We start from the raw sequence: 21247 nt of genomic DNA on the forward strand, positions 1-21247 counted from the left end.
TATTTCGCTGGCCTGCGCAACTGCTAGCATGGCGCGGAATCCGTCCACTGTGTCCCGTATGCGCATCCTGTTAGTCGAAGACGATCCCCTGGTTGCCGATGGCATAGTCCGCGGCCTCTCCGGCGAGGGTTATGTAGTGGACCACACCGCCATGGCCGAGCCAGTCTCCGGCATGATGGAAAGCGCTCATTACGATCTGGCCATCGTCGACCTTGGCCTGCCCGGCGAGGACGGCTTCAGCCTGGTGCGCCGGCTGCGCCGCGCCGGCAAGGCCCTGCCCCTGCTGATCGTCACCGCTCGCGACAGCCTGGACGACCGCGTCGGCACGCTGGACCTGGGCGCCGACGACTACATGGTGAAACCGTTCGCCCTGCCGGAATTGGCCGCGCGTTGCCGTGCCCTGATCCGCCGCGCCAGCGCCGCCACCTCCAACGAGCTGACGGTTGGCAAGCTGCGCATCGACCTGGCCGGACGCCGTGCGATCAATGCCGCTGGTGAGGCGCTGGAACTGACCCGCCGCGAGTGGTCGATTCTGGAATGCCTGGCCCATCACAGCGGCAAAGTGGTGAGCAAGGAACGCCTGACCCAGGCCATCGCCGGCTGGAGCGAGGACATCTCCGGCAATGCGATCGAGGTGCATGTCTCGCGCCTGCGCAGCAAGCTCGGCGAGTCCGCCTCGATACGCGGCATCCGCGGACTCGGCTATCGCCTCGAGGACAACTGATATCAAGCGGTTCCGTCCCAGCGTCCGCCGCCGTCTGCTGGGCTATCTGCTGGCCCCTCTGACACTGATGCTGGTGATCGGAGTGGCCGTCGATCACCACTCCATCGTCAGCCCGATCTACGCCGCCTTCGACCGGTCGCTGTCGCGCGCCGTGCTGGCCATTGCCGCGCAGATTCATCGGCAGCCCGGCGGGCAGTTAGACATCATGTTGCCTGACCGCCCACCGCCGCCGTTGCGCGCGCTGCCGCAAGAGAAATTCTTCTACCGCGTCAGCAATGAGCAGGGCGCCACCTTGGCCGGCTCGGCCGATCTCCCTGTTGTGCCCGCCCACCGCAACGACGAATTCACCTATCAGGATGCCGAATACCACGGCATGGATCTGCGCCTCGTGAGCTACCGCCTCACCGAAGCGGGAGAAGCATTGGTCATCACGGCGGGCGAGACACCGCATCGCCGCGATCTCGCCGTGCATCGGATGGATGTGTCCTTCGGTATCAACGACAGCGTACAGATGCTGCTGGTGTTCGGCATCGCCCTGTTTGGCATCAGTGTGGCGCTACGTCCGCTGCAACGCTTGCGGGACCAGATCACCGGCCGCCCTGCGCATATCCTCACCGCCTTGCCGACGGAGCGGGTGCCGAGTGAAGTGCTGCCGCTGGTCGATTCGCTCAACACCCTGCTCGCTACCGTGCGCGAATCGGCGCTGTCGCAACAGCACTTTCTCGCCAATGCAGCACACCAGCTACGCACACCGCTGACCGGGCTCAAAGCCCAACTCGAAGTGCTCGGCCGCGAGACCAGCGGCTCGCCCTTGCAGGCGCGCATCGATCAATTGCACGGCGGCATCGACCGGCTCGCCCACACCGCTAACCAGTTGCTGGCGCTCGCTCGCGCCGAGCCATCGGCGCACGGCTCCAGTCATTTCCTGCCGGTGGATCTGTCCAATCTGGTGGCCGAGGTGATCGGCGCGTCGCTCGACCGCGCGCTGGCGCACGACATCGACCTGGGCGCCGACTGCCAGCCCGCCGACGTTTCCGGCGTGTACTGGGTGTTACATGAGCTGTTGACCAACCTGGTCGACAACGCCATTCGCTATACGCCACCCGGCGGTCACATCACACTGCGCTGCGGCGTGGTACAGAGCCAGCCATTCCTCGAGGTCGACGACACCGGCAGCGGCATTCCGCCGGAGGAGCGCGAACGCGTCAAAGAACGCTTCTATCGCGGCCAGAACAGCGGCAACGACAGCTGCGGCCTGGGTCTGTCCATCGTGGACGAATCAGCCCGCGCCCATGGCGCCACCTTCAGCATCTTCGACGGCGGCTGCGGCCGCGGCACGCGCATGCGTATCGACTTTCCGGCCATGGAGAGCGATGCCCGGCGCTCCTCACCTACAAGCTGAAACCTGGCACTTTGAAAATGGCAGGAACACCCCCAAAGTGGGGCGACCCTCGTGAAGGAGCCACCCGTGTCTATACCCAGTGCCGTCAAGAGCACGCCCATTGGCGACCGCCAGCAGCTCACCGACTATCTCGCCGCCGGCGAGAAGCCCCGTGAGGACTGGCGCATCGGCACCGAGCACGAAAAATTCGGTTTCCTGACCGATGACCTGCGTCCGCCCACCTTCGATGGCGAACGCGGGATCCGCGTCTTGCTGGAACGCCTGGCCGAACGCTACGGCTGGGATGTGGCGCGCGAAGGCGAGAACCCGGTGGCGCTATCGCGCGACAAGGCCTCGATCACGCTGGAACCCGCCGGCCAGCTGGAGCTTTCCGGCGCACCGCTGGAAACCATCCACCAGACCTGTTGCGAAGTGAATTCCCACCTCGAGGAAGTGCGCTCGATCGCCGATGACCTCGGCATCGGCTTCCTCGGCATGGGCTTTCAGCCCAAGTGGCGTCGCGACGAGATGCCATGGATGCCCAAGGGCCGCTACAAGATCATGCGTGAGTACATGCCTAAGGTCGGCTCGCTCGGCCTGGACATGATGACGCGCACCTGCACCGTGCAGGTCAATCTCGATTTCTCCAGCGAAGCGGATATGGTGCGCAAGTTCCGCACCAGCCTCGCACTGCAACCGATCGCCACCGCGCTGTTCGCGGATTCGCCGTTCAAGGAAGGACAACCCAACGGCTTCCTGTCGTACCGCTCCCATGTGTGGACCGACACTGATGCCGGCCGCACCGGCATGCTCGACTTCGTATTCGAAGACAGCTTCGGCTACGAGCGCTATGTCGATTACATCCTCGACGTGCCGATGTACTTCAGCTACCAGGACGGCCGCTACATCGATCTCTCCGGCCAGGACTTCAAGCGCTTCATGCAAGGCGACCTGCCGGGCCTGCCCGGCGTGAAGGCCACCATGAAAGATTGGGCGGACCATCTCACTACCGCCTTCCCCGAAGTGCGCCTCAAGCAGTACCTGGAAATGCGTGGCGCCGACGGCGGTCCATGGAATCGGCTGTGCGCCCTGCCCGCGCTGTGGGTGGGATTGCTCTATGACGACGAAGCACTGCAAGCCGCCTGGGATCTGGTGAAGGATTTCAGTCGCGCCGAACGTCATGCGCTGCGCGACGGCGTGCCAAAGCACGCATTGAAGCTGCCGTTCCGCAATTACACCGTGCGCGAACTGGCTGCCGAAACCTTGAAGATCGCGGCGCACGGCCTCAAACGTCGGCAGAAGCTCAATCGCAACGGCGCGGATGAAAGCATCTTCCTCGAACCGCTGATCGAAATCGTCGAAGCCAATCAGACGCCGGCCGAACGCAAGCTGGAGCTGTTCCATGGCGCATGGAACGGCAGCGTCGATCCGGTGTTTCGCGAATTCGCGTACTAAGCGAATTCACCTGCCGCAATAAATCAAAAGGGCGGACCGAGAGGTCCGCCTTTTTTATGTGTGCGTGCGGATGCCCAGCCAGCGCGCCAACAACGTATCCACACTGACCTTGCCTGGCCCTGCCACCAGCAGCCAGAAGAAAATCAGGATGTAAGTGAGCTCTGAGGTCTCCACCAGATCGTCGATCCCTGCCAGATCCATCGATACGACCAGCGCGAGTGCCACGATCATGTTAATGATCATCGGCACACAAACGAGCCGAGTGAACAGGCCGAGCATCAACAGCACGCCACCGATCAGATCGGTCCACGCTGACAGCGTCGCGCTGAAGACAGGAAACGGAATGTTCCAACTGATGAAGCGCTGGGTGAAGCCATCCAGGTGCTGCACCTTGCCAATGCCGGTTTCGAGCCAGAAATAACCGAACACTAGTCGTAGCACCAACGGGCCGGTCCAGCGCACCGCATACAAAGCATCGAGCAGGCGCGAAGCGCGTGTGGCAATGAACTGTCGCATCGTTTTCGTTCCTTGGAGAGAGTTCCCGCATGATGTCCGCTGCAGATAGCCGTCTCCATGTCCCACCGTCCGCGCTTTCTTGCCCGCCGTCCTGTCCTGCTGGCTAAGCTGCGCATTCGGACGATTAGTCATAAACGCGGGATGCTCGGAAGCAGCCGGCGTCTTTTTCGCTTCGCACAATGCCTGCGTCGAGACCGGAACCCATCACCCCATGCCGGACGAGACATTTCCGCCGCAAGCCGCGGCCCTGACATTTCCAAGGAGTCACAGATGAAGACCAAGACATTCAATGGTGGTGCGATGGCCGCGATGGTGGCAGGCCTGTTTGCGATGACCGCAGCCACCGCCGCTGTCGCTGCTGACCAGTCCCCCGCCGGCGACAAGGCCGAGGTGAAATGCATGAACTCGTCGGCCTGTAAGGGCCACGGCGCCTGCAAGCAGGCTAGCAATGCCTGTAAGGGCCAGAACGCCTGCAAGGGCCAGGGCTTCACCATGCAGAAGAGCCAGCAGGCTTGCGACGCTGCCCAGGCAGAAGCCAAGAAGGCTGGTTGATAGTCCCGGCGGGGTTTCGACTTACGCGAAACCCCGCCAGTTTTTCTTCATCGAGGAGACCGCGCCATGCATATCTCCGCCCGCCTGCCTCAGCTTGGTTATGGCCTGGGCCTGCGCGTCGAGTACTACCAGGAACTGCTCGAACATCCACAAGGCGTCGAATGGCTGGAGATCGTGTCCGAGAACTACATGGTGCCTGGCGGCCTGCCCCTGGTCTGGCTGGAACGCTTCCGCGAACGTTTCCCGCTGGCGATGCACGGCGTATCGATGTCCATCGGCAGCACCGATCCACTGGACGAAGGTTATCTGTCGCGCCTCGCCGCACTGGCGTGCCGTATCGAACCGGCGTGGATCTCCGACCACCTTTGCTGGACTGGCGTGCAAGGCGTAAACCTGCACGATCTAATGCCACTGCCGTACACCGAAGAAGCACTCGCCCACGTGGTGGAGCGCGTGAAGCAGGTGCAGGACCGTCTCGGTCGCCGCATCCTGCTGGAGAACGTCTCCAGCTATGTCAGCTTCGCTGATGCACAACTCACCGAATGGGAGTTTCTTGCCGCCGTGGCTGAGCGCGGCGACTGCCTGATTCTGCTCGACATCAACAACATTTATGTCAGCGCGAAGAACCATGGCTTTGCACCGCTGCGCTATCTCGATGGCATCCCCGCGCATCGCGTGCAGCAGTTCCACCTTGCGGGGCATGAACAGGGCGAGGCGCTGATCATCGATACCCACGACGCGCCGGTCGCCTCGCCCGTGTGGGAACTCTACGCGGAAGCGGTGCGCCGGTTCGGCGCAGTCTCCACCATGATCGAACGCGACGACCATATGCCGCCGCTCGCCGAGTTGCTCGCCGAACTGGCGCAAGCTCGCGCCTTGGCCGAACCGCTGTTGAGGAACGCGGCATGAGTAGCCTGCAAGCTTTGCAACAGCGTATGGCGCAGGCTGTACTGGCGGACAAACCGCTGCAGCTGGATGACATACGCGGCGACACCAGCGCCGACGCACAAGCCAGGCTCAGCATTTATCGGCATGGCTACCGCGCACGCCTGCGCGACGCGCTTGCCAGTGAATTCCCTGGTCTGCGTTGCCTCGCCAGTCGCCGCTTCAACTCCCTGCTGGACCGCTACATCGAGGCCCACCCGTCCACGCACTACAACATCCGCTGGCACGGCGCGGGTCTCGCCGCATTCCTCGACTATGCGCACCCCTGGCTGCAACGGCGTGAATTGGCTGACATGGCGCGACTGGACTGGGCCATCTCCACCGCCTTCGACGCGGCCGATGAGGCATGCGTCGCTCCTGCCGACCTCGCCTCGATTCCGCCGGAACGCTGGGCGTCCCTCTCCCTGCAACCGCAAATCAACCTGCAGATACTGATGCTCTCCTGCAATGCCGATGCTTTCCGCCGCGCTGCGGACCAGAGCGGACCACGCCCGCATCTGCGCCGATTCAAGCATCCGCGTCACCTGCTGGTATGGCGCCAGGCGCTAGCCGTGCGTTATCGCTGGATCACCGACGACGAGCGCCAGCTGCTGGGAAGCGCCGCACGTGGCGAAACCGTAGCGACCCTGTGCGACCGACTGGCCGGGCTGAGCGATGCGGAGCAAGCCATGCCGCGCCTCGCCACCTTGCTCCACGGATGGCTGGAGGCCGGGCTGATCCAGTCCTGGTCGCTGGATGGGTGACCCGCTCAGAAGAAATCGGCATACCCACAGGTAACCCCAAGCCCTTCCCCTTCGAATGAACGCTTAGACGATCAACGAAAGGGACGCTCATGCTCGCCGCAACCGGCTCTTCTCCCCAGCCATCCGGCATCGGCTCATCGGTGGCGCCGGCCCTCGAGGCCTTGCTGAACCAGTCGACGCTGCGCGTGGATATCGTGGCCGACGAAGCGCATTGCGGTTCCTGGTTCCTCGATGAACCACGCTTCGACTGCGGCCTGTTTCACCTCGTCGGCGCCGGCGAGTGCCGGGTCGAAAGCGAAGCGCTGGCGCGCGCGCTGCATCTGGAAGCCGGTGATCTGGTGGTGTTGCCGCATGGCCATGCACATCGCCTCAGTGCCGCCGGTGGCGCGCATCCCGATGCGACCAGCCTCATCTGCGGCGAACTGCATTTCTCCACCCGCGCCCATCATCCGCTGAGCCATGCTTTGCCCGCCTGCTTTGTGGTGCGTTCGCGCGAAGCTGGCTCCACCTTTCGCCAGCTCTCAACCATGATGGTCGAGGTCTCCAGTTCGGGGTTGGCCGGCCGCCAGGTCTTGCTCAACAAACTGGCCGATACCCTGTTCACCCTGGCCGTGTGCGACTACGCCAGCCGCAACACCGAGCGCTGCGGCCTGTTCGCTGCGCTGGCGGACACACGCATCTGCAAGGTGTTGCATGCCGTGCACGAGGCGCCGGGCAAGGGCTGGACCATGCAATCGATGGCCGCGCTGGCATGCATGTCGCGCTCGGCCTTCGCCGAACGCTTCACCCAGCTGATGCGCATGCCGCCAATGCAGTACGTCACGCAGTGGCGGGTCAGTCTCGCCGAACAACTGCTGCGCGACCGACAACTGTCCGTCGCGACCATTGCCGAGCGGCTGGGCTATGGCAGCGAGGCTGCATTCCGCCGACTGTTCAAACGCGTGAGCGGTGTCAGCCCTGGTAGTGTGCGAGCGGAAGCGCGAGCGGCATGATGGCCTGGACGCTACGCCGCCTTACATGTGTTCTCGCTTTCGCATCGATCGCGCTATCCGCAACAGCATCAGAGGCTCCTTCCGCATGCGACCACGGCGTTGCCTGGCAGGTGCTAGGTAGCGGCGGCCCGGAACTCAACCAGCGCGCGCAAAGCGGCCATGTACTTTGGATCGACGGCAAGGCACGCGCGGTTTTTGATACCGGCGCCGGTACCGCCGTCGCCTTCGGCAAGGCGCGAGGGCGTATCGAGGACCTGGATCTGATCGCACTGTCGCATCTGCACACCGACCACAGTGCGGACCTGCCCGCCTATGTCAAAGCCTCCTTCTTCGGCGAACGACGACGCGATCTACCCATCCTCGGACCACCCGGCAATAACGTATTCCCCTCGCTCGAAGCCTGGCTCGCCGCACTCTTCACCGGCGAGCACGCCGCCTATCCATATCTCGCTGGATTCCTGCAACCCGAGGGCGCTGCGTATCGACTTCGACCCGCTACATTGCAACTGAGCGATGGCGACATCGCCACGGTATTCACCGGTCCCAATTTCAGCGTACGCGCAACACCCGTCAAACACGGACCGATCCCAGCACTCGCCTGGCGCATCGATGTACAGGGACGCTCGGTGGTCTATCTCGGCGACACGGATGCGCAGGCACCTGCCCTGCTCGAACTGGCGCAGGGCGCCGACCTGCTGATCGCCAACCTGGCGATTTCCGAGCACAGCAATGACAGCGTCGCGTCACGCCTGCATGCGCCGCCGTCCCGCATCGCCTCGCTGGCCCAACGCGCGGGCACGCGGCGCCTGCTGCTTTCGCATTTGATGCAGCGCTCCGAGCAAGCTTTGCCGGAATCGCTGCGCATCATCCGCGCGATCTATAGCGGCCCTGTAGAGGTCGCGCAAGATGGCCTGTGTTTGCCGCTGCCTTTGCGTAACAACGCCACGCACACAAAAAAAGGGCCGGCATAAGCCGGCCCTTTTCCATCCATCGCCAAAATACTTACTTCTTCTTCGGCGCTTCGGTCTTAAGGCCACGGTCGATCAGCATCGGCTCGACGCTCGGCTCCTTGCCGCGCCAATCGAGATACAGCTTGCCCAGCTCCACCGTGTTGCCACGCGAAAGAATCATGGCGCGGAAGCGATCGCCGTTCTCGCGGGTCAGATCGCCGTGCTCCTTAAACCACTCGAAGGCATCGTCGGACAACATCTGCGTCCACAGGTAGGCATAGTAGCCGGCGGCGTAGCCGTTACCCCAGATGTGCTGGAAGTAGCTGGAGCGGTAGCGGGGCGGCACATAGCTGAGGTCGATCTTGTCCTTCTTCAGGGCGTCGGCTTCGAACTTGTCGGCATCCTGCTTCGGCGCATCCGCGCTCAGGCTATGCCAGTTCATGTCGAGCAGGGCGGCAGCCACCAGCTCGGTCATGTCGTAGCCCTTGTTGAAGGTGGCAGCCTTCTTGATCTTGTCCACCAGCGCCTGCGGCATCGGCTCACCGCTCTGATAGTGCTTGGCGTAGTTGGCGAAGACCTTGGGGTTGGTCGCCCAATGTTCGTTGAACTGCGACGGGAACTCCACGAAATCACGCGCGGTGTTGGCACCCGACAGGCTCGGATATTCAGAGTCAGCGAAGATGCCGTGCAAGCCGTGACCGAACTCGTGGAACATGGTGATCACATCATCGAACGACAGCAGCGCTGGCTGGCCCGGTGCCGGTTTGGTGAAGTTGGCAACGTTGTAGATCACCGGCTTGGTGCCGAGCAGCTTGGACTGGTCGACGAAGTTGCTCATCCAGGCGCCGCCGTTCTTGTTGTCGCGCTTGAAGTAGTCGCAATAAAACAGCGCCATCGAAGTGCCGTCCTTGTCGAACACCTCGAACACACGCACATCCGACTGGTACACCGGGATGTCCTTGCGCTCCTTGAAGGTCAGCCCGTAGAGCTGGTTGGCAGCGTAGAACACGCCGTTCTGCAGCACGTTGTCGAGTTCGAAGTATGGCTTGATCTGCGACTCGTCGAGATCGTATTTGGCCTTGCGCACCTGCTCGGCGTAATGGCTCCAGTCCCAGGCCGCGACCTTGAAGCCGCCCTTCTGCTGGTCGATCACCGCCTGGATGTCCTTGGCTTCGGTCTGCGCGCGCGCCGTAGCCGGCTGCACCAGGTTCTGCATGAACTTGATGGCCGCTTCCGGCGTCTTCGCCATCTGGTCTTCCAGCTTCCACGCCGCGTAGTTCGGGAAGCCGAGCAGCTTGGCCTGCTCCGCGCGCAGCTGCGCAACGCGCTCGATGATGGCGCGGGTGTCGTTGGCGTCGCCATGCTCGACGCGCTCCCACGAAGCCTTGAACATCGCCTCACGGGTTGCACGATCGTCCAGACTCTGCAGTTCCGGCTGCTGAGTGGTGTTCTGCAGCGGCAGCACCCACTTGCCGTCGAGCTTGCGCTCCTTGGCGGCCTGCTCGGCCGCGGCGAGGTCGCCGTCGGAAAGACCGGCCAGCTTCGCCTTGTCGTCCACCACCACCGCACCGGCCTTGGTCGCGGCCAGCAGCTTGTTGGTGAACTGCGTGCTGAGCGTGGACTCTTCCTTGTTGAGTTCCTTCAGCTTGGTCTTGTCAGCCTCGGACAGCTTGGCGCCGTTGTGCACGAAGTTCTTATAAGTCACTTCCACCAAACGCAGCGATTCCGGATCGAGCTTCAGCGACTCGCGTTGCTGGTAGATCGTCTCGACACGCTTGAACAGCTTTTCGTTGAGGTAGATCGCGTCCTGGTGCGCGGCCAGCTTGGGCGCCTCTTCTTCCTGCACTTTCTGCAGCGCATCGCTGGTGTTGGCGCTGGTGATGGCATCGAAGGCGTGCTGCACGCGGGTCAACAAGGCACCCGACTTCTCCATCGCCACAAAAGTGTTGTCGAAGGTCGGCGCTTCCGAGTTATCGGCGATCTTTTCGATCTCGACGAGGTGCTGTTTCATCCCCGCCTCGATCGCCGGCTGGTAATCGGCTTCGTTGATCTTGTCGAACGGCGGTGCCTCGAACGGCAACGTGCTGGCCACGAAGAACGGATTGGCCGTGGAAGCAGCCGCGACCGTCAGCGCCGTAGAGGCTGCCGCCGGCGGCGTGCCGGCGGTCTTGGCGGTGTCGTTGGACGGCTGCGAGCAGGCAGCGAGGGCGATCGAAGTGGCGATCACAAGTGCGCGGAGACGAGGCATCAGGCTTCCCAGGGTGGCACGCCCGCGGCACGGGCGCTGATATGACAGCCCTCGACTCTAACCACAGCCGGCGCTTTCTTCCAAGAGCCAGAAGTCAACGGCATGAAGTCAGCGAGGTCAGGCGGCGCGCATATCGCGCAGTTGCCAGCCGGGGCCAATCAGCAGGTTCAGCCGGTGTCGCACGATGCGCATCGGCAGGCTGGTGATCAGGTCGACGTCGGTGTGCAGGTCGGCTACGCGAGCGCTCGACTCGGCCGCCGGATCGGTGGCGCCCAGGGTGGGGTCCACTTCGTCCGGCTCCGGCTGCATGGCGCGCCAGCGCTCGAACAGCACGGGTGAGCGCAGCGCCTCCTGCAGCGCAGCAGCGAAATCGCTGGGGCCGGCGCCGTCGTAGCTCAGCGATGGCTCCGGACCGCGTGCGTGGGCCAGATCGTCGATGGAAAGAAAGTAATGATTGCGACCCGCCATGGCTGTATTCCTCCGCTGAGATACCTGAAACCTAATCGACCAACGCGCCCACATCGAGGTGACGCGCCGCGAGCGCTGGCTCGACGCCGTGCGGCAGCACGCCCAGACACGGCGCCGGCAACAGCTCGCGCAGTGTCGCCACATTTTCCTCTACCGCCGCCATCGTGGGATCGACGCGATTGCCGATCCAGCCCAGCAATTCGCAACCGTCCTCCACAATCGCTCGCGCAGTGAGCAAGGCATGGCTGAGACAACCCAGGCGCAGGCCAACCACCAGGATCACCGGCAGGCGCCACGCCTTCGGTATGTCGGCGGCAGAGAGCCCCCAGGCCAGCGGCACCAGCCAGCCACCGACGCCTTCGACGACAACTTTGTCGTGACTGGCAAGCAGGGCTTCGAACGCTTCGCGCAGCGGCGGCAGCGAGATCGTCACACCTTCGTGCATGGCGGCGAGATGCGGCGACAGCGGCTCGCGCAAGGCGATCGGATTGATCAGCTCATACGGCACCGGCACGCTGCTGGCGGACTGCAGCGCCAGCGCGTCTTCATTGCGCGGGCCGTCCGGCGTAGGAAAGCAGCCGCTCGCCACCGGCTTCATGCCGCACGCGGAATCGCCGGTGCGGCGCAGCGCATGCAACAGCGCGCACGCGGCGTGCGTCTTGCCGATACCGGTATCGGTGCCCGCGATAAAGACGGCCGACGCGTTCATGCCAGACCGTGCCTGCGGCGGAACCGCGTGGTGACCGGGCCGATCAGGAACAACAAGGCGTACATCGTGCCCGGCAGCATCCACAAAATGCCTGGCGCGCTATCAGGAATCAGCAGGGCCACCAGCGCGGAGGCAAGACCAATCGCCGCCGGCACGCTCCACTTCCATTGACCCAATTGCGCGAAACGCGCATCGAAACCTTCGCGCTCCGCACGCTTGGCGGCGTGACGGAACAGCATGGTCAGGGTTCCCGCCATGCAGGCGTAACAAAGGCCGAAGCAAGTGAACAGGATGCGCATGTCCGACGTGTTCGCCGGCCGGAACTCGCTGGGGAAGATCGGGCTGATGCCGTTGAATACGCTGGCGTACACCATATGCAGCGGGTAGATGAAGATCAGCGCGAAAAATACCAGTAATAGCGACAGCCAGCGGCTCGGTGCGTCGCTTTCCGGACAGCGTTCGCGCCAATGCACATGACCGTGCCAGAAGAAGGCGATCTGGAAGAAGCAGGCGGCGAACGCGGGAATACCACCCAGCGCATGCAACAACTTGGCGGTGCTGTCCGGAATCACATCGCCGCCGATTACCAGCAGGGTCAGGGTGAAGGCGAACGCGCCGTCCACGAACATATCCAGGCGTCCGGCCTCCACGCCCTCCCGGTGCACGATCGCGTTCATGCCTGCGCCCTCGCCCTTCGTGAGCGCATAATACGGCCTTTCCGTGCGGACCCGCGCCATGTTTGAAGTTGCCACGCAAACCTATGCCAGCAAGCGCGAACATTACGAAGATCTATGTGCGCAGGCGCGCGGCATCCTGGCCGACGAACCCAATCTGATCGCCAATGCCGCGAACTTCGCCGCATTGGTCTTCAACAGCCTGCCGGATCTGAGCTGGGCCGGCTTCTATCTGTTCGACGGCGAGGAGCTGGTGGTCGGTCCGTTCCAGGGCAAACCAGCTTGCGTGCGCATCGCGATCGGTCGCGGCGTATGCGGAACCGCGGCGCAGAGTCGACAGACCCAGCTGGTACGCGACGTACATGAGTTCGAAGGGCACATCGCTTGCGACGCCGCGTCGAATTCGGAAATCGTCGTGCCGCTGGTCAAGGCCGATGGCAGCCTGCTCGGCGTATGGGATGTGGACAGCCCGCTGGTCGCCCGTTTCGACGACGAAGACCGCGCCGGCATGGAAGCGCTGTGTGCGGTCTTTATGCAGGCCGTGAACGGCTAACTTCTTAACTCGCGTGGCTGACGCAGCAACGTCATAACAGCTTCGCGGGCAGGCTCAACGCCCGTCCCTTCAGACGACGAGAACACCTGCACCGTCGCCTGCAATCCTTGCTCCGCGAACTGTTTGCGCATCGCTGCCAGCGCCTGCGAAGCCTGGTTGCGCGACAACTTGTCGGCCTTGGTCAGCAGCAAGAGGCAGGGCAAGTGCGTCTGGAAGCAGAACTCCAGCATCATCCGGTCGAACTCCTTCAACGGATGGCGGATATCCGCGATCAGCACCACACCGCGCAGACTGCGGCGCTGGTGCAGGTAGGCATCGATCTCCTGCTTCCAATGATCGCGCAGCTCCGGCGGCACCTTCGCATAGCCATAGCCCGGCAGATCGATCAGCCGCACCTGCAGCGGGGGCTGCCCTTCACCCTGCACCAGCGGCGGCAGCGAGAACGCCACCATCTGCTGCGTGCGGCCTGGCGTCTTCGAGGTGCGCGCCAGCCCCTTGTGTCCGGTGAGCGCGTTCAGCGCGCTGGACTTGCCGGCGTTGGAGCGCCCGGCGAACGCCACTTCCCCGCCGTCATCGGCAGGCAACTGATTGATGCGATGGGCGGCCAGCACGAACTGGGCGCCCTGAAGAGGATTGGGGCTCATTTGGAGGATTCTTCTGGTTTGACCGGCTACGATGCGGCAGGGATAATTCCAAGGTTTCTGCCAGTTACGGGCGCCACCACGCCGCGCGCCGTGCAGCCATAGCAGTTTTTCTGGAGACAAGTGTATGAGTTTTCGGCCCGCTGGTTCCCGGCCCGCTGTTTTTGGTTATGCCGTAGCCCTCGTCTTCGCACTTGCAGCCGGTGTCGTTTCGGCGCAGGAAGCCAAGCCCGCCGCCGCGGCCACCGCTGCACAGCCAGCTGCCGCCAGCGCCGAAAAAGCCGCCGCGCCCGCGGCTGAGGCGCCCGCTGGCGTGCAGTTGGGCGACGCCAGCGCCGGTGCCGGCAAGGCTGCCGCCTGCGGTGCCTGCCATGGCATGGACGGCAACTCCAGCGACGCGCAGTACCCCAAGCTGGCCGGCCAGAGCGAGCAGTACATCGCCCATCAGCTCGCCAACTTCAAGAGCGGCAAGCGCCAGAACCCGATCATGATGGGCATGGCCACCCCGCTGTCCGAGCAGGACATGCGCGACATCGGCGCCTACTTCGCCACCAAGACCGCCCTGCCGGGCGTGGCCGACGCCGCGCTGGTCGCGCAGGGCCAGAAGCTGTATCGCGAGGGCGACAACACGCGCGGCATTCCGGCCTGCATGGCCTGTCACAGCGTCGATGGCCGCGGCAACCCGGGCGCCATGTATCCGCAGCTGACAAGCCAGCACGCCCAGTACATCGAGGCCACACTGAAAGCCATGCACGATGGCGGCAGCTGGGGCGACGATGCCCACGCCAAGATCATGCCGGGCATTGCGCAGAAGCTCGATCCCAAAGACATCGCCGCGCTGGCCAGTTATATCGAAGGCCTGCACGCCGCCGAGGGCACCAGCAGCAAGCCGGCCACGCCCTGATCGACCAACGCCGGCCCCGAGCCGGCGTTATCGTTTTTACGCCACATTGTTCCCGAGGTATCCATGCTGAAGCGTCTGCCCCTCCTGTGCGTCTCCTTGCTCGCGCTCGCCGCCTGCAGCAACAACAGCGATACCAGCGGGGCTGCTCAGTCGCCCGCGCCGACGCCTGCCGCCAGCGCACCCGCCCAGCCCGCTACTGCACCGGCGACGCCTGCCACTGCGCCCGCACCGGCAGCCACCGGCACCGCTGCAACCACACCGGCCAGCGACAGCGCCAAGCCGGACGCCGCTCCCGCCGGAACTCCCAGCGCCGCTGCCAAGACCGAGCCGTTCGTTGACGACGGCAAGTGGGTCGAAGGCAAGAACTATTTCCGCATCGAACCGGCACAACCCAAGATCACCAACACCGACAAAGTCGAAGTGGTCGAGGTGTTCTCGTACGGCTGCCCGGCGTGCAACCAGTTCCATCCCACGGTGAACCAGCTGGCCTCAAGCTTGCCGGCCAATGCGGTGATGGCTTACCTGCCCGCTTCGTTCATCCCGCAGGAAAACTGGCCGATGCTGCAGCGTGCGTTCCTGACGGCGCAGGCGCTCGGCGTAGCGGACAAGGCCAACGACGCGATGTACGACGCCGTGTGGAAGAGCGGCGAGCTCACCTCGTACAAGCCCGGCGGCCAGGGTCTGAAGCCGATGTCGGCGCTGCCCACGCTTGAGGATGCCGCCAAGGTCTATGCCAAGTTTGGCGCAGACCCGAAGGAATTCGTCGCAGTCGCCAGCTCGTTCACCATCAACACCAAAGCCAAGCGCGCCGATGAACTGGTGAAGGCCTATGGTGTCGAAGGCACGCCAACGATGATCGTGGACGGCAAGTACCGCTACGACGTCACCAGCGCAGGTGGCTATCCGCAGATCATCGAGCTGACCAAGTGGCTGATCGCCAAAGAAGCCGCCGGCAAGTAAGGCACACGTATGGCTACCCAGTCCCGCTTTTCCGGAGAGATATCCATGTTCAAGCGTTTCGCCCGCCTGCGCATCGCCGCCCTGCTCGGCGGCCTGTTGTTGGCCAGCGCCTGCACGGCGTCCAACTCCGCAGCACCGGCGCCCTACACCGAGGGCACCGAGTACGTGACCCTGCCCGCCCCCGCGCAGCGCTACAGCAGTGATGGCAAGGTGGAAGTGGTCGAGATCTTCTCCTACGGCTGCATCCACTGCGCACATTTCGCGCCGATCGCCGAGGAGATGCGCAAGCAGCTACCGGCTGGCGTGGTGTTCAAGCTGCTGCCGGCGGCGTTCAACGATCAGTGGGTGCCGTTCGCGCGCGCTTTCTACGCGGCACAGAAACTCGGCGCACTCGATCAGACCCATCTGGCGCTGTTCCAGGCGAAGTTCGGCGACCACTATCCGATCTCGACCCTGGACGAACTGGCCGACTTCTACGCCACCAAAGGTGTGGACCGCGCCAAATTCCTCAGCATCGCCAGCTCGGACGAAGTCACCGCGCAGATCAAGCGCGACATGGCCTTCGTGCAGAAGTGGCAGATCGACGGCACGCCGACCATCGTGGTCGACGGCAAGTACCGCAGCAACACCGTGAAGACGCTGGATCAGCTGGCCGCCCTCACCCAGTGGCTGGCCAAGCGCGAACTCAACGGCAAGTAAGCCGCGCCGCGCGGGGCCGTCGCCTGACGGCTCCGCATTCACGTCCGGGTGGGCATGCTTGCCGGCATTACCGATGCTCCGCCTCACTCCGTGCACCGTGACCCGATGACCCGCGCCGCCCCCGCCCAAGCCGCTACCACCGAACGCCGCCTGCGGCTGCTGAGCTGCAACATTCTCGCCGGCGCGAGCGTGCAGCGTTACAGCGAATACGTCACACGCAGCATCAACGCGGTCTTGCCCGGTCGCAGCAAGCTGGACAACCTCGACCGCCTAGCCGAAGTGTTGCCGCAGTTCGACGTGATCGGCCTGCAGGAAGCCGACGCCGGCAGCCTGCGTTCCGGCTTCCTCAACCAGACACGCTACCTGGCCGAGACCGCCGGCATGCCGTTCTGGAGCCACCAGCCGAATCGGCCGATGGCGCGCCTGGCGCACTCAGCCAACGGCCTGATCAGCCGCCTGGAGCCCAGCACCGTGCTGGACTATCCACTGCCCAGCCGTATCCCCGGTCGTGGTGCGCTGCTGGCGCGCTTCGGCGAAGGCAATGATTCGCTGGCGGTGATGATCGCGCACCTTTCGCTCAGCGCACCGGCACGCGCGCGCCAGCTCGCCTTTATCGCCGAAGTGCTGCAGGACTATCCGCATGCGATCCTGATGGGCGACCTCAACACCGAGGCGAACAGCGCCGAGATGCGGCACCTGTTCGCCAAGTGCAGCCTGATCGCACCTGTACAGCCCACGCCGACGTTCCCAAGCTGGAAGCCGCGTCGCGCGCTGGATCACATCCTCACTTCCGAAGCGATCCATCTGGATAAGCTGTGGGCGCTGCCCCAGGCCTTCTCGGATCACTTGCCGCTGGCTGCTGAAATCCGCCTGCCCACTCACGTCGCACCGCGCGCCCATAAACTTCGCCGATGAAACCTTCGTTGCTACGCCTGTCCCTGCCCTGGCTGTTGCTCGCCGTCGTTGGCCTGCTCGCTGTCGCCCTGCGTTACGGCCTGATCGAACCCAGCGACATGGCGCATCTGTGCGACGGCGCTGCCACCAACCCGGCCTGGTGCCAGTGGCGGCAGGCTGCGGTGATGGGCTTTCTCAACTATGGCTATGGCTGGGCTGCATTGGTAGCCGCCTTGTTGGCGCTGGCCTGGAAACATCCGTTTACCGCGTGGCTGGCCGCGGCGGCCGGCCTGTTCGCGCTGCAGATGTATTGCTATGAAGCGGGCGCGTTTGCCGTGCTGGTGGGCTGCCTTCGCCTATTGCGCCAGCAGGCGGGCACGTCGCCAGCCGACGAGGACGGGCAAGGCGATCGCGACGTTCAGACCCAGCCATAACCAGGCCACCGTATTCAGTCCGAGCTCCTGAAACACGACCACCGCCGCCAGCGCGGGCAGCCAGAACGCCAGGAAGCGCTCCTCTACGGCCAAGCCAGGCGTTTCGCGACAGCCAGCCAGCCAGCCGACCAGCGCGAAGCCGATGCACGGCAGCGCAAACAGGCCCAGCGGAAAATCGCGATAGCGACCGTCGAATACCAGCAGCAAACCTTCCAGCGCCAAAACAAATAGCCATCCAAACCGCAACCAGCTACCCGGTGCCGCACGGCGCGTCGCGCCGGCCAGCCAACCGGCGATCCAGCGCGCAAGCATGATCGCCGTGCCCAGCGCGACTAGACAGGCGCTGATGGAAAGAACCCATTCGAAGGCATTGCGGCAGGCATAGAGCATCTGCCGGTACTGCCAGGCGAGCGCGGTGCCGCTGGCAAAGCCGGCGAACTTCAACGCCGCCCAGCCACGCAGGCCACGCCAATCGCGCCGCCACAACCCGGCTGCCGCAAACACCCACATGCCCACCACGCCAGCCACCCAGCCCAGCCACCAGCGCGGCTCTTCGGTCACCGGGCCCTGCATCGAAAACTTCGGCTTCGCGTTGACATCGAAGATGCCCCAGTAACCGCCGACCGTGCCTTCCTGCGCGCGCTTCCATGGCTGGTCGAAGGCTTCGATCACGTTGTACGGCATCGACACGCTGCCGGCGTACTGCAGGAACTCGCGCAGATAGCGCGCTTCGTTCACCACGCTGGCGCTCGCCGCACGGCGCGGACGTCCGGCACTGGGCCAGCCGGTTTCACCGATCATCACTTGGCGACCAGGAAACGCCTGCTTCACCCACTGATACACCTCGGCGACGTGACGTACCGCGTGCTCGGGCGGCACCGGCTCGTCTTCCCAATACGGCAGGATGTGGATCGTGAGGTAGTCCACAGCATTCGCCATCTCGGGATAGCGCAGCCAGAACTCCCACACATCGGCATAGCTCACCAGCACCGACTTCGGCAGCGCCTCGCGTACCTGGCGCACGTACTCCGTCAAAGCCTTCGACGACAGCTCGCCACGCAGCAACACCTCGTTGCCGACGATCACGCCGCGCAGGACTTCCGGGTGCGCCTTGGCCGAAGCGATACCGAGCTCGACCTGTTTGGCATTGGCCACCGGATCGCGACCCAGCCAGATGCCCATGATCACTTTCATGCCGTAGCGCCCGGCGATCTCTGGCACTGCGCTCAGACCCTGGCCTTGCGAATACGTGCGCACGCAATCGAAGCGCTCCGACAAGGCACGCAGATCCGCGTCGATGCGCTCGGGACTGATAAAGGCATTCAAGTCGTACGGCGTCTCGCCCAGTTCGCGGAACGGCGCATACGACACGCAGGCGATGCGCGCCGACTGCGCTTCCGGCATCTGCACCGGCCGGCCGATCAGCCACCACCACAACGCACCCGCGACCGTGGCAGACACCAGCACCAGCCACACGCAAAAGCGCACACGGGATGACGACGAGGGCGATGACGACATGCGCTACCTATAGGGCTTGCGCCAGCCGCGGCGCCTGGAAAGCCCGGAAGTCTAGCAGGGCAAGGCTTTTTGCCAGCGTCACGCCCGCCGTGTTTTAACGCCACGCTCAGCGGCCCTTTGCCACTCTGCCGGGCGCGTTCGACGTCGCGGCCCGGAGCTGGCCGGCGATCTACACTGCGCCTCGATCGGTTCAAGGAGTTGTTATGCCCCATCCCGCAGCGCCGCGGCGCCTTTCTCGCCCACTGTTCGCTCTCGCCTCGATCTGCCTGCTGGCCGTCGGCGCCGTCGCAGCGGCCGAACCCGGCGCCGCCCAGCGCGCTGCCTTCAAGCAGGCCTATGCCGCCGCCCAGCAAGGCGGTGATGGCTGGCGCAATGTCGCCAGGGGACTGACCGACTATCCGCTGTATCCCTACCTCGAAGCGGCCGCGCTGACCCACGACCTGCGCCAACTCGATCGTGCGCCGGTCGACGCGTACCTCAAGCGCTACCCGGATCTGATCCCCGCCAACGATTTGCGCCGCGACTATCTGCTGGAGCTGGCGCGCCGCAAGGACTGGGGCAACTTCCTCTCGCTTTATCAGCCCGGCATGGGCGATGCGCTGAGCTGCTACGCGCTGCAGGCTCAACTGGCCAACGGCGGCACGCTGAATTTCGACCGAGACCTGTCCACGCTGTGGAACAAACCCAACCTGCCCAATGCCTGCGACCCCGTACTCAGCACGGCACATGATCAGGGCCTGTTGACCGGCCCGCGCGTATGGGCACGCATCGACCGCGCCGCGGACGCGGGCCAGGGCGGCACCATCGCCGCGCTCGCCGGCTGGCTGCCGGCGGATGAAGTGCAGGCCGGACAGCGATTGGCCATGGCGCTGCGCGATCCAGGCGGCGCCGTCGTAGCAGCCAATAGCTGGCCCGACACGCCGCGTCATCGGCAAGCCGCCATGCTCGCACTCGAACGCCTGGCGCGACGCCAGTCCGCCGTGGCCGACACCGCGTGGCAGAAACTGCAGAACCGTTTCAGCCTCACCCCCGAACAACACGGGCGCATCTTGAACGCCTTGGCGGTGTTCCACGCCACCGATTTCGATGCGGACGCCCTGCAACGACTCACCGCCCTGCCAGCCGCGGCGCAGAACGATGCCAGCCGCGAATGGCGCGTGCGCGTTGCACTGTCCCAGCAGGATTGGAAGGCCGTACTCGCCGCTATCGACGCGATGCCCGCCACACAGCAGCAGGACGGCGAGTGGCGCTGGTTCCGTGCGCGCGCACTGACTGCACTGGATCGCGATGCCGAAGCACGCAAGCTGCTCGCCCCCTTGGCGCTGGAACCCACGTACTTCGGCTTCCTCGCCGCCGATCGCCTGGATGCTCCTTACGGTATCTGCCCGCTCACCCTCACCACGGATTCGCAGCGCGAGCAGGCGCTGCTGGCCAACCGTAGCCTGCAGCGCGCGTTCGAGCTGTACGCAGTGGATCTGCCAAAGCCAGCGCGCCGCGAGTGGACGCAGGCCCTGGATGGCGCCGACCAGGCCACGTTGAAACAGGCCGTGGATCTCGCCTATCGCCGCGGCTGGTACGACCGTGCCGTGTTCACTTTCAACAATGGCGATGCGTTGCGCTACTACGAGCAACGCTTTCCGCTGGCCAGCCAGGATGGCGTGGTACCGCAGGCGCGCGAATCCGGCATCGATCCGTCCTGGGCCTACGCCATCCTGCGCGCGGAAAGCGCCTGGATGTCCGATGCGCGATCCGGCGCCGACGCGCGCGGCCTGATGCAGCTGCTACCCAGCACTGCGGTCCTGGTCGCCAAGCGCAACGGGCTGGACTGGAGCGGCGGCGATTCGCTCTACGATCCCGTGGTCAACATCAAACTCGGCACCCGCTACCTGGGCCAGATGGCGGAGCGCTTCAACGGCGCGCCATGGCTGGCCAGTGCCGCCTACAACGCTGGCCCCGGCCGCGTCGATCAATGGCTGGCCGCACGCGGCTCACTGGCACCCGACCTGTTCGTGGCGAGCATGCCGTTCAAGGAAACGCGCGAGTACGTGGCGCGCGTGATGGCTTTCGCCGTGATCTACGACTGGCGCCTCAACGGCAAGGCCACGCCGCTGGCCGAACGCATGCCGGCGATCGATCAGGCGTATAGACTTCCGGATGGCCAGACGCCACGACGCGTGGCCGCCTGTCCGGTAACACCCGCGCCCGCTGCGCCGGCCGATACCAGCTCCGTTGCCGCTCCGGTGGCGGCCAATCCGGGAGCGGCTACCGATGCCGCGCGTTAAGCATG

At 64.4% G+C, this 21247-nt stretch carries 22 protein-coding genes; 15 read left to right on the forward strand and 7 right to left on the reverse strand.

The window, feature by feature from the left end:
* Positions 1-58 precede the first annotated feature (58 nt).
* From BM338_RS03450 to BM338_RS03460, 3 genes are all read left to right on the forward strand, one after another.
* A complete protein-coding gene (locus BM338_RS03450; protein WP_090449424.1) occupies positions 59-724 on the forward strand; it encodes a response regulator in 666 nt (221 codons plus the stop codon).
* A 67-nt stretch (positions 725-791) separates the two neighbouring features.
* Entirely contained in the window at positions 792-2126 is a 1335-nt protein-coding gene (locus BM338_RS03455) for a sensor histidine kinase (protein WP_177229212.1), read from the forward strand.
* A 66-nt stretch (positions 2127-2192) separates the two neighbouring features.
* Positions 2193-3560, forward strand: coding sequence for a glutamate--cysteine ligase (locus BM338_RS03460; RefSeq protein WP_090449426.1), 1368 nt, complete (start codon positions 2193-2195; stop codon positions 3558-3560).
* Between the two features lie 54 nt (positions 3561-3614).
* Here the strand turns inward: BM338_RS03460 and BM338_RS03465 are convergent, their stop codons facing one another.
* A complete protein-coding gene (locus BM338_RS03465) occupies positions 3615-4076 on the reverse strand; it encodes a DoxX family protein (protein WP_090449427.1) in 462 nt (153 codons plus the stop codon).
* Positions 4077-4346: 270 nt separating this feature from the next.
* Here BM338_RS03465 and BM338_RS03470 point away from each other — a divergent pair, with 270 nt between their 5' ends.
* The 5 genes from BM338_RS03470 to BM338_RS03490 all read left to right on the forward strand — a co-directional run bounded on the left by BM338_RS03470 (position 4347) and on the right by BM338_RS03490 (position 8279).
* On the forward strand, positions 4347-4628 hold the full coding sequence (locus BM338_RS03470; protein WP_090449428.1) for a BufA2 family periplasmic bufferin-type metallophore: 282 nt from the start codon (positions 4347-4349) through the stop codon (positions 4626-4628).
* Between the two features lie 66 nt (positions 4629-4694).
* Positions 4695-5537 carry an MNIO family bufferin maturase gene (locus BM338_RS03475; protein WP_177229213.1) on the forward strand — a complete coding sequence of 281 codons (843 nt, stop codon included), beginning with the start codon at positions 4695-4697 and terminating at the stop codon, positions 5535-5537.
* Positions 5534-6316, forward strand: a complete 783-nt coding sequence (locus tag BM338_RS03480; protein WP_090449429.1) for an HvfC/BufC family peptide modification chaperone — start codon at positions 5534-5536, stop codon at positions 6314-6316. The genes BM338_RS03475 and BM338_RS03480 overlap by 4 nt, the downstream gene beginning before the upstream one ends.
* 89 nt (positions 6317-6405) lie before the next feature.
* Positions 6406-7308 carry an AraC family transcriptional regulator gene (locus BM338_RS03485; protein ID WP_090449430.1) on the forward strand — a complete coding sequence of 301 codons (903 nt, stop codon included), beginning with the start codon at positions 6406-6408 and terminating at the stop codon, positions 7306-7308.
* Positions 7305-8279, forward strand: a complete 975-nt coding sequence (locus BM338_RS03490) for an MBL fold metallo-hydrolase (protein WP_090449431.1) — start codon at positions 7305-7307, stop codon at positions 8277-8279. The genes BM338_RS03485 and BM338_RS03490 overlap by 4 nt, the downstream gene beginning before the upstream one ends.
* A gap of 31 nt (positions 8280-8310) precedes the next feature.
* Here the strand turns inward: BM338_RS03490 and dcp are convergent, their stop codons facing one another.
* From dcp to BM338_RS03510, 4 genes are all read right to left on the reverse strand, one after another.
* Positions 8311-10506, reverse strand: a complete 2196-nt coding sequence (gene dcp / locus BM338_RS03495; protein ID WP_090449432.1) for a peptidyl-dipeptidase Dcp — start codon at positions 10504-10506, stop codon at positions 8311-8313.
* Between the two features lie 117 nt (positions 10507-10623).
* Positions 10624-10974, reverse strand: coding sequence for a hypothetical protein (locus tag BM338_RS03500; RefSeq protein WP_090449433.1), 351 nt, complete (start codon positions 10972-10974; stop codon positions 10624-10626).
* A 31-nt stretch (positions 10975-11005) separates the two neighbouring features.
* Positions 11006-11683, reverse strand: a complete 678-nt coding sequence (gene bioD / locus BM338_RS03505) for a dethiobiotin synthase (protein ID WP_090449434.1) — start codon at positions 11681-11683, stop codon at positions 11006-11008.
* Entirely contained in the window at positions 11680-12360 is a 681-nt protein-coding gene (locus tag BM338_RS03510) for a TMEM175 family protein (RefSeq protein ID WP_090450094.1), read from the reverse strand. The genes bioD and BM338_RS03510 overlap by 4 nt, the downstream gene beginning before the upstream one ends.
* Positions 12361-12418: 58 nt before the next feature.
* Here BM338_RS03510 and BM338_RS03515 point away from each other — a divergent pair, with 58 nt between their 5' ends.
* A complete protein-coding gene (locus BM338_RS03515; protein WP_090449435.1) occupies positions 12419-12910 on the forward strand; it encodes a GAF domain-containing protein in 492 nt (163 codons plus the stop codon).
* Here the strand turns inward: BM338_RS03515 and yihA are convergent.
* Complete coding sequence (gene yihA, locus BM338_RS03520; protein WP_090449436.1) at positions 12907-13554, reverse strand: ribosome biogenesis GTP-binding protein YihA/YsxC; 648 nt, start codon at positions 13552-13554, stop codon at positions 12907-12909. The two genes, BM338_RS03515 and yihA, sit on opposite strands and share 4 nt — an antisense overlap.
* Before the next feature lie 124 nt (positions 13555-13678).
* On the opposite strand from yihA, the gene BM338_RS03525 reads away from it, so the two are divergent.
* From BM338_RS03525 to BM338_RS03545, 5 genes are all read left to right on the forward strand, one after another.
* Positions 13679-14455, forward strand: a complete 777-nt coding sequence (locus BM338_RS03525; RefSeq protein WP_090449437.1) for a c-type cytochrome — start codon at positions 13679-13681, stop codon at positions 14453-14455.
* A gap of 63 nt (positions 14456-14518) precedes the next feature.
* Positions 14519-15415, forward strand: a complete 897-nt coding sequence (locus BM338_RS03530) for a thiol:disulfide interchange protein DsbA/DsbL (RefSeq protein ID WP_090449438.1) — start codon at positions 14519-14521, stop codon at positions 15413-15415.
* A 45-nt stretch (positions 15416-15460) separates the two neighbouring features.
* Positions 15461-16114, forward strand: coding sequence for a thiol:disulfide interchange protein DsbA/DsbL (locus BM338_RS03535; protein WP_090449439.1), 654 nt, complete (start codon positions 15461-15463; stop codon positions 16112-16114).
* A gap of 105 nt (positions 16115-16219) precedes the next feature.
* Positions 16220-17029, forward strand: a complete 810-nt coding sequence (locus BM338_RS03540) for an endonuclease/exonuclease/phosphatase family protein (RefSeq protein ID WP_090449440.1) — start codon at positions 16220-16222, stop codon at positions 17027-17029.
* Positions 17026-17442 (forward strand): hypothetical protein, encoded by a 417-nt coding sequence (locus tag BM338_RS03545; RefSeq protein ID WP_090449441.1) that lies wholly within the window; start codon positions 17026-17028, stop codon positions 17440-17442. The genes BM338_RS03540 and BM338_RS03545 overlap by 4 nt, the downstream gene beginning before the upstream one ends.
* Here the strand turns inward: BM338_RS03545 and BM338_RS03550 are convergent.
* The gene (locus tag BM338_RS03550; protein ID WP_090449442.1) at positions 17365-18960 is read right to left on the reverse strand and encodes a glycoside hydrolase family 17 protein; all 1596 of its coding nucleotides are present in this window, start codon (positions 18958-18960) and stop codon (positions 17365-17367) included. The genes BM338_RS03545 and BM338_RS03550 overlap by 78 nt on opposite strands.
* A gap of 203 nt (positions 18961-19163) precedes the next feature.
* On the opposite strand from BM338_RS03550, the gene BM338_RS03555 reads away from it, so the two are divergent.
* Positions 19164-21242, forward strand: coding sequence for a transglycosylase SLT domain-containing protein (locus tag BM338_RS03555; RefSeq protein WP_090449443.1), 2079 nt, complete (start codon positions 19164-19166; stop codon positions 21240-21242).
* Positions 21243-21247: the final 5 nt, after the last annotated feature.

The organism is Dyella sp. OK004, from assembly GCF_900114495.1.
Taxonomy (GTDB): Bacteria; Pseudomonadota; Gammaproteobacteria; order Xanthomonadales; family Rhodanobacteraceae; genus Dyella_D.

What these genes read in the sequence shown, in the direction of transcription:
- BM338_RS03530 (WP_090449438.1), top strand. Translation starts at nt 14,519, where the DNA reads ATGCTGAAGCGTCTGCCCCTCCTGTGCGTCTCCTTGCTCGCGCTCGCC.
- BM338_RS03500 (WP_090449433.1), bottom strand. Translation starts at nt 10,974, where the DNA reads ATGGCGGGTCGCAATCATTACTTTCTTTCCATCGACGATCTGGCCCAC.
- BM338_RS03470 (WP_090449428.1), top strand. Translation starts at nt 4,347, where the DNA reads ATGAAGACCAAGACATTCAATGGTGGTGCGATGGCCGCGATGGTGGCA.
- BM338_RS03555 (WP_090449443.1), top strand. Translation starts at nt 19,164, where the DNA reads ATGCCCCATCCCGCAGCGCCGCGGCGCCTTTCTCGCCCACTGTTCGCT.
- bioD (WP_090449434.1), bottom strand. Translation starts at nt 11,683, where the DNA reads ATGAACGCGTCGGCCGTCTTTATCGCGGGCACCGATACCGGTATCGGC.
- yihA (WP_090449436.1), bottom strand. Translation starts at nt 13,554, where the DNA reads ATGAGCCCCAATCCTCTTCAGGGCGCCCAGTTCGTGCTGGCCGCCCAT.
- BM338_RS03450 (WP_090449424.1), top strand. Translation starts at nt 59, where the DNA reads ATGCGCATCCTGTTAGTCGAAGACGATCCCCTGGTTGCCGATGGCATA.
- BM338_RS03455 (WP_177229212.1), top strand. Translation starts at nt 792, where the DNA reads ATGCTGGTGATCGGAGTGGCCGTCGATCACCACTCCATCGTCAGCCCG.
- BM338_RS03480 (WP_090449429.1), top strand. Translation starts at nt 5,534, where the DNA reads ATGAGTAGCCTGCAAGCTTTGCAACAGCGTATGGCGCAGGCTGTACTG.
- dcp (WP_090449432.1), bottom strand. Translation starts at nt 10,506, where the DNA reads ATGCCTCGTCTCCGCGCACTTGTGATCGCCACTTCGATCGCCCTCGCT.
- BM338_RS03465 (WP_090449427.1), bottom strand. Translation starts at nt 4,076, where the DNA reads ATGCGACAGTTCATTGCCACACGCGCTTCGCGCCTGCTCGATGCTTTG.
- BM338_RS03475 (WP_177229213.1), top strand. Translation starts at nt 4,695, where the DNA reads ATGCATATCTCCGCCCGCCTGCCTCAGCTTGGTTATGGCCTGGGCCTG.
- BM338_RS03485 (WP_090449430.1), top strand. Translation starts at nt 6,406, where the DNA reads ATGCTCGCCGCAACCGGCTCTTCTCCCCAGCCATCCGGCATCGGCTCA.
- BM338_RS03545 (WP_090449441.1), top strand. Translation starts at nt 17,026, where the DNA reads ATGAAACCTTCGTTGCTACGCCTGTCCCTGCCCTGGCTGTTGCTCGCC.
- BM338_RS03535 (WP_090449439.1), top strand. Translation starts at nt 15,461, where the DNA reads ATGTTCAAGCGTTTCGCCCGCCTGCGCATCGCCGCCCTGCTCGGCGGC.
- BM338_RS03515 (WP_090449435.1), top strand. Translation starts at nt 12,419, where the DNA reads ATGTTTGAAGTTGCCACGCAAACCTATGCCAGCAAGCGCGAACATTAC.
- BM338_RS03540 (WP_090449440.1), top strand. Translation starts at nt 16,220, where the DNA reads ATGACCCGCGCCGCCCCCGCCCAAGCCGCTACCACCGAACGCCGCCTG.
- BM338_RS03525 (WP_090449437.1), top strand. Translation starts at nt 13,679, where the DNA reads ATGAGTTTTCGGCCCGCTGGTTCCCGGCCCGCTGTTTTTGGTTATGCC.
- BM338_RS03550 (WP_090449442.1), bottom strand. Translation starts at nt 18,960, where the DNA reads ATGTCGTCATCGCCCTCGTCGTCATCCCGTGTGCGCTTTTGCGTGTGG.
- BM338_RS03510 (WP_090450094.1), bottom strand. Translation starts at nt 12,360, where the DNA reads ATGAACGCGATCGTGCACCGGGAGGGCGTGGAGGCCGGACGCCTGGAT.
- BM338_RS03490 (WP_090449431.1), top strand. Translation starts at nt 7,305, where the DNA reads ATGATGGCCTGGACGCTACGCCGCCTTACATGTGTTCTCGCTTTCGCA.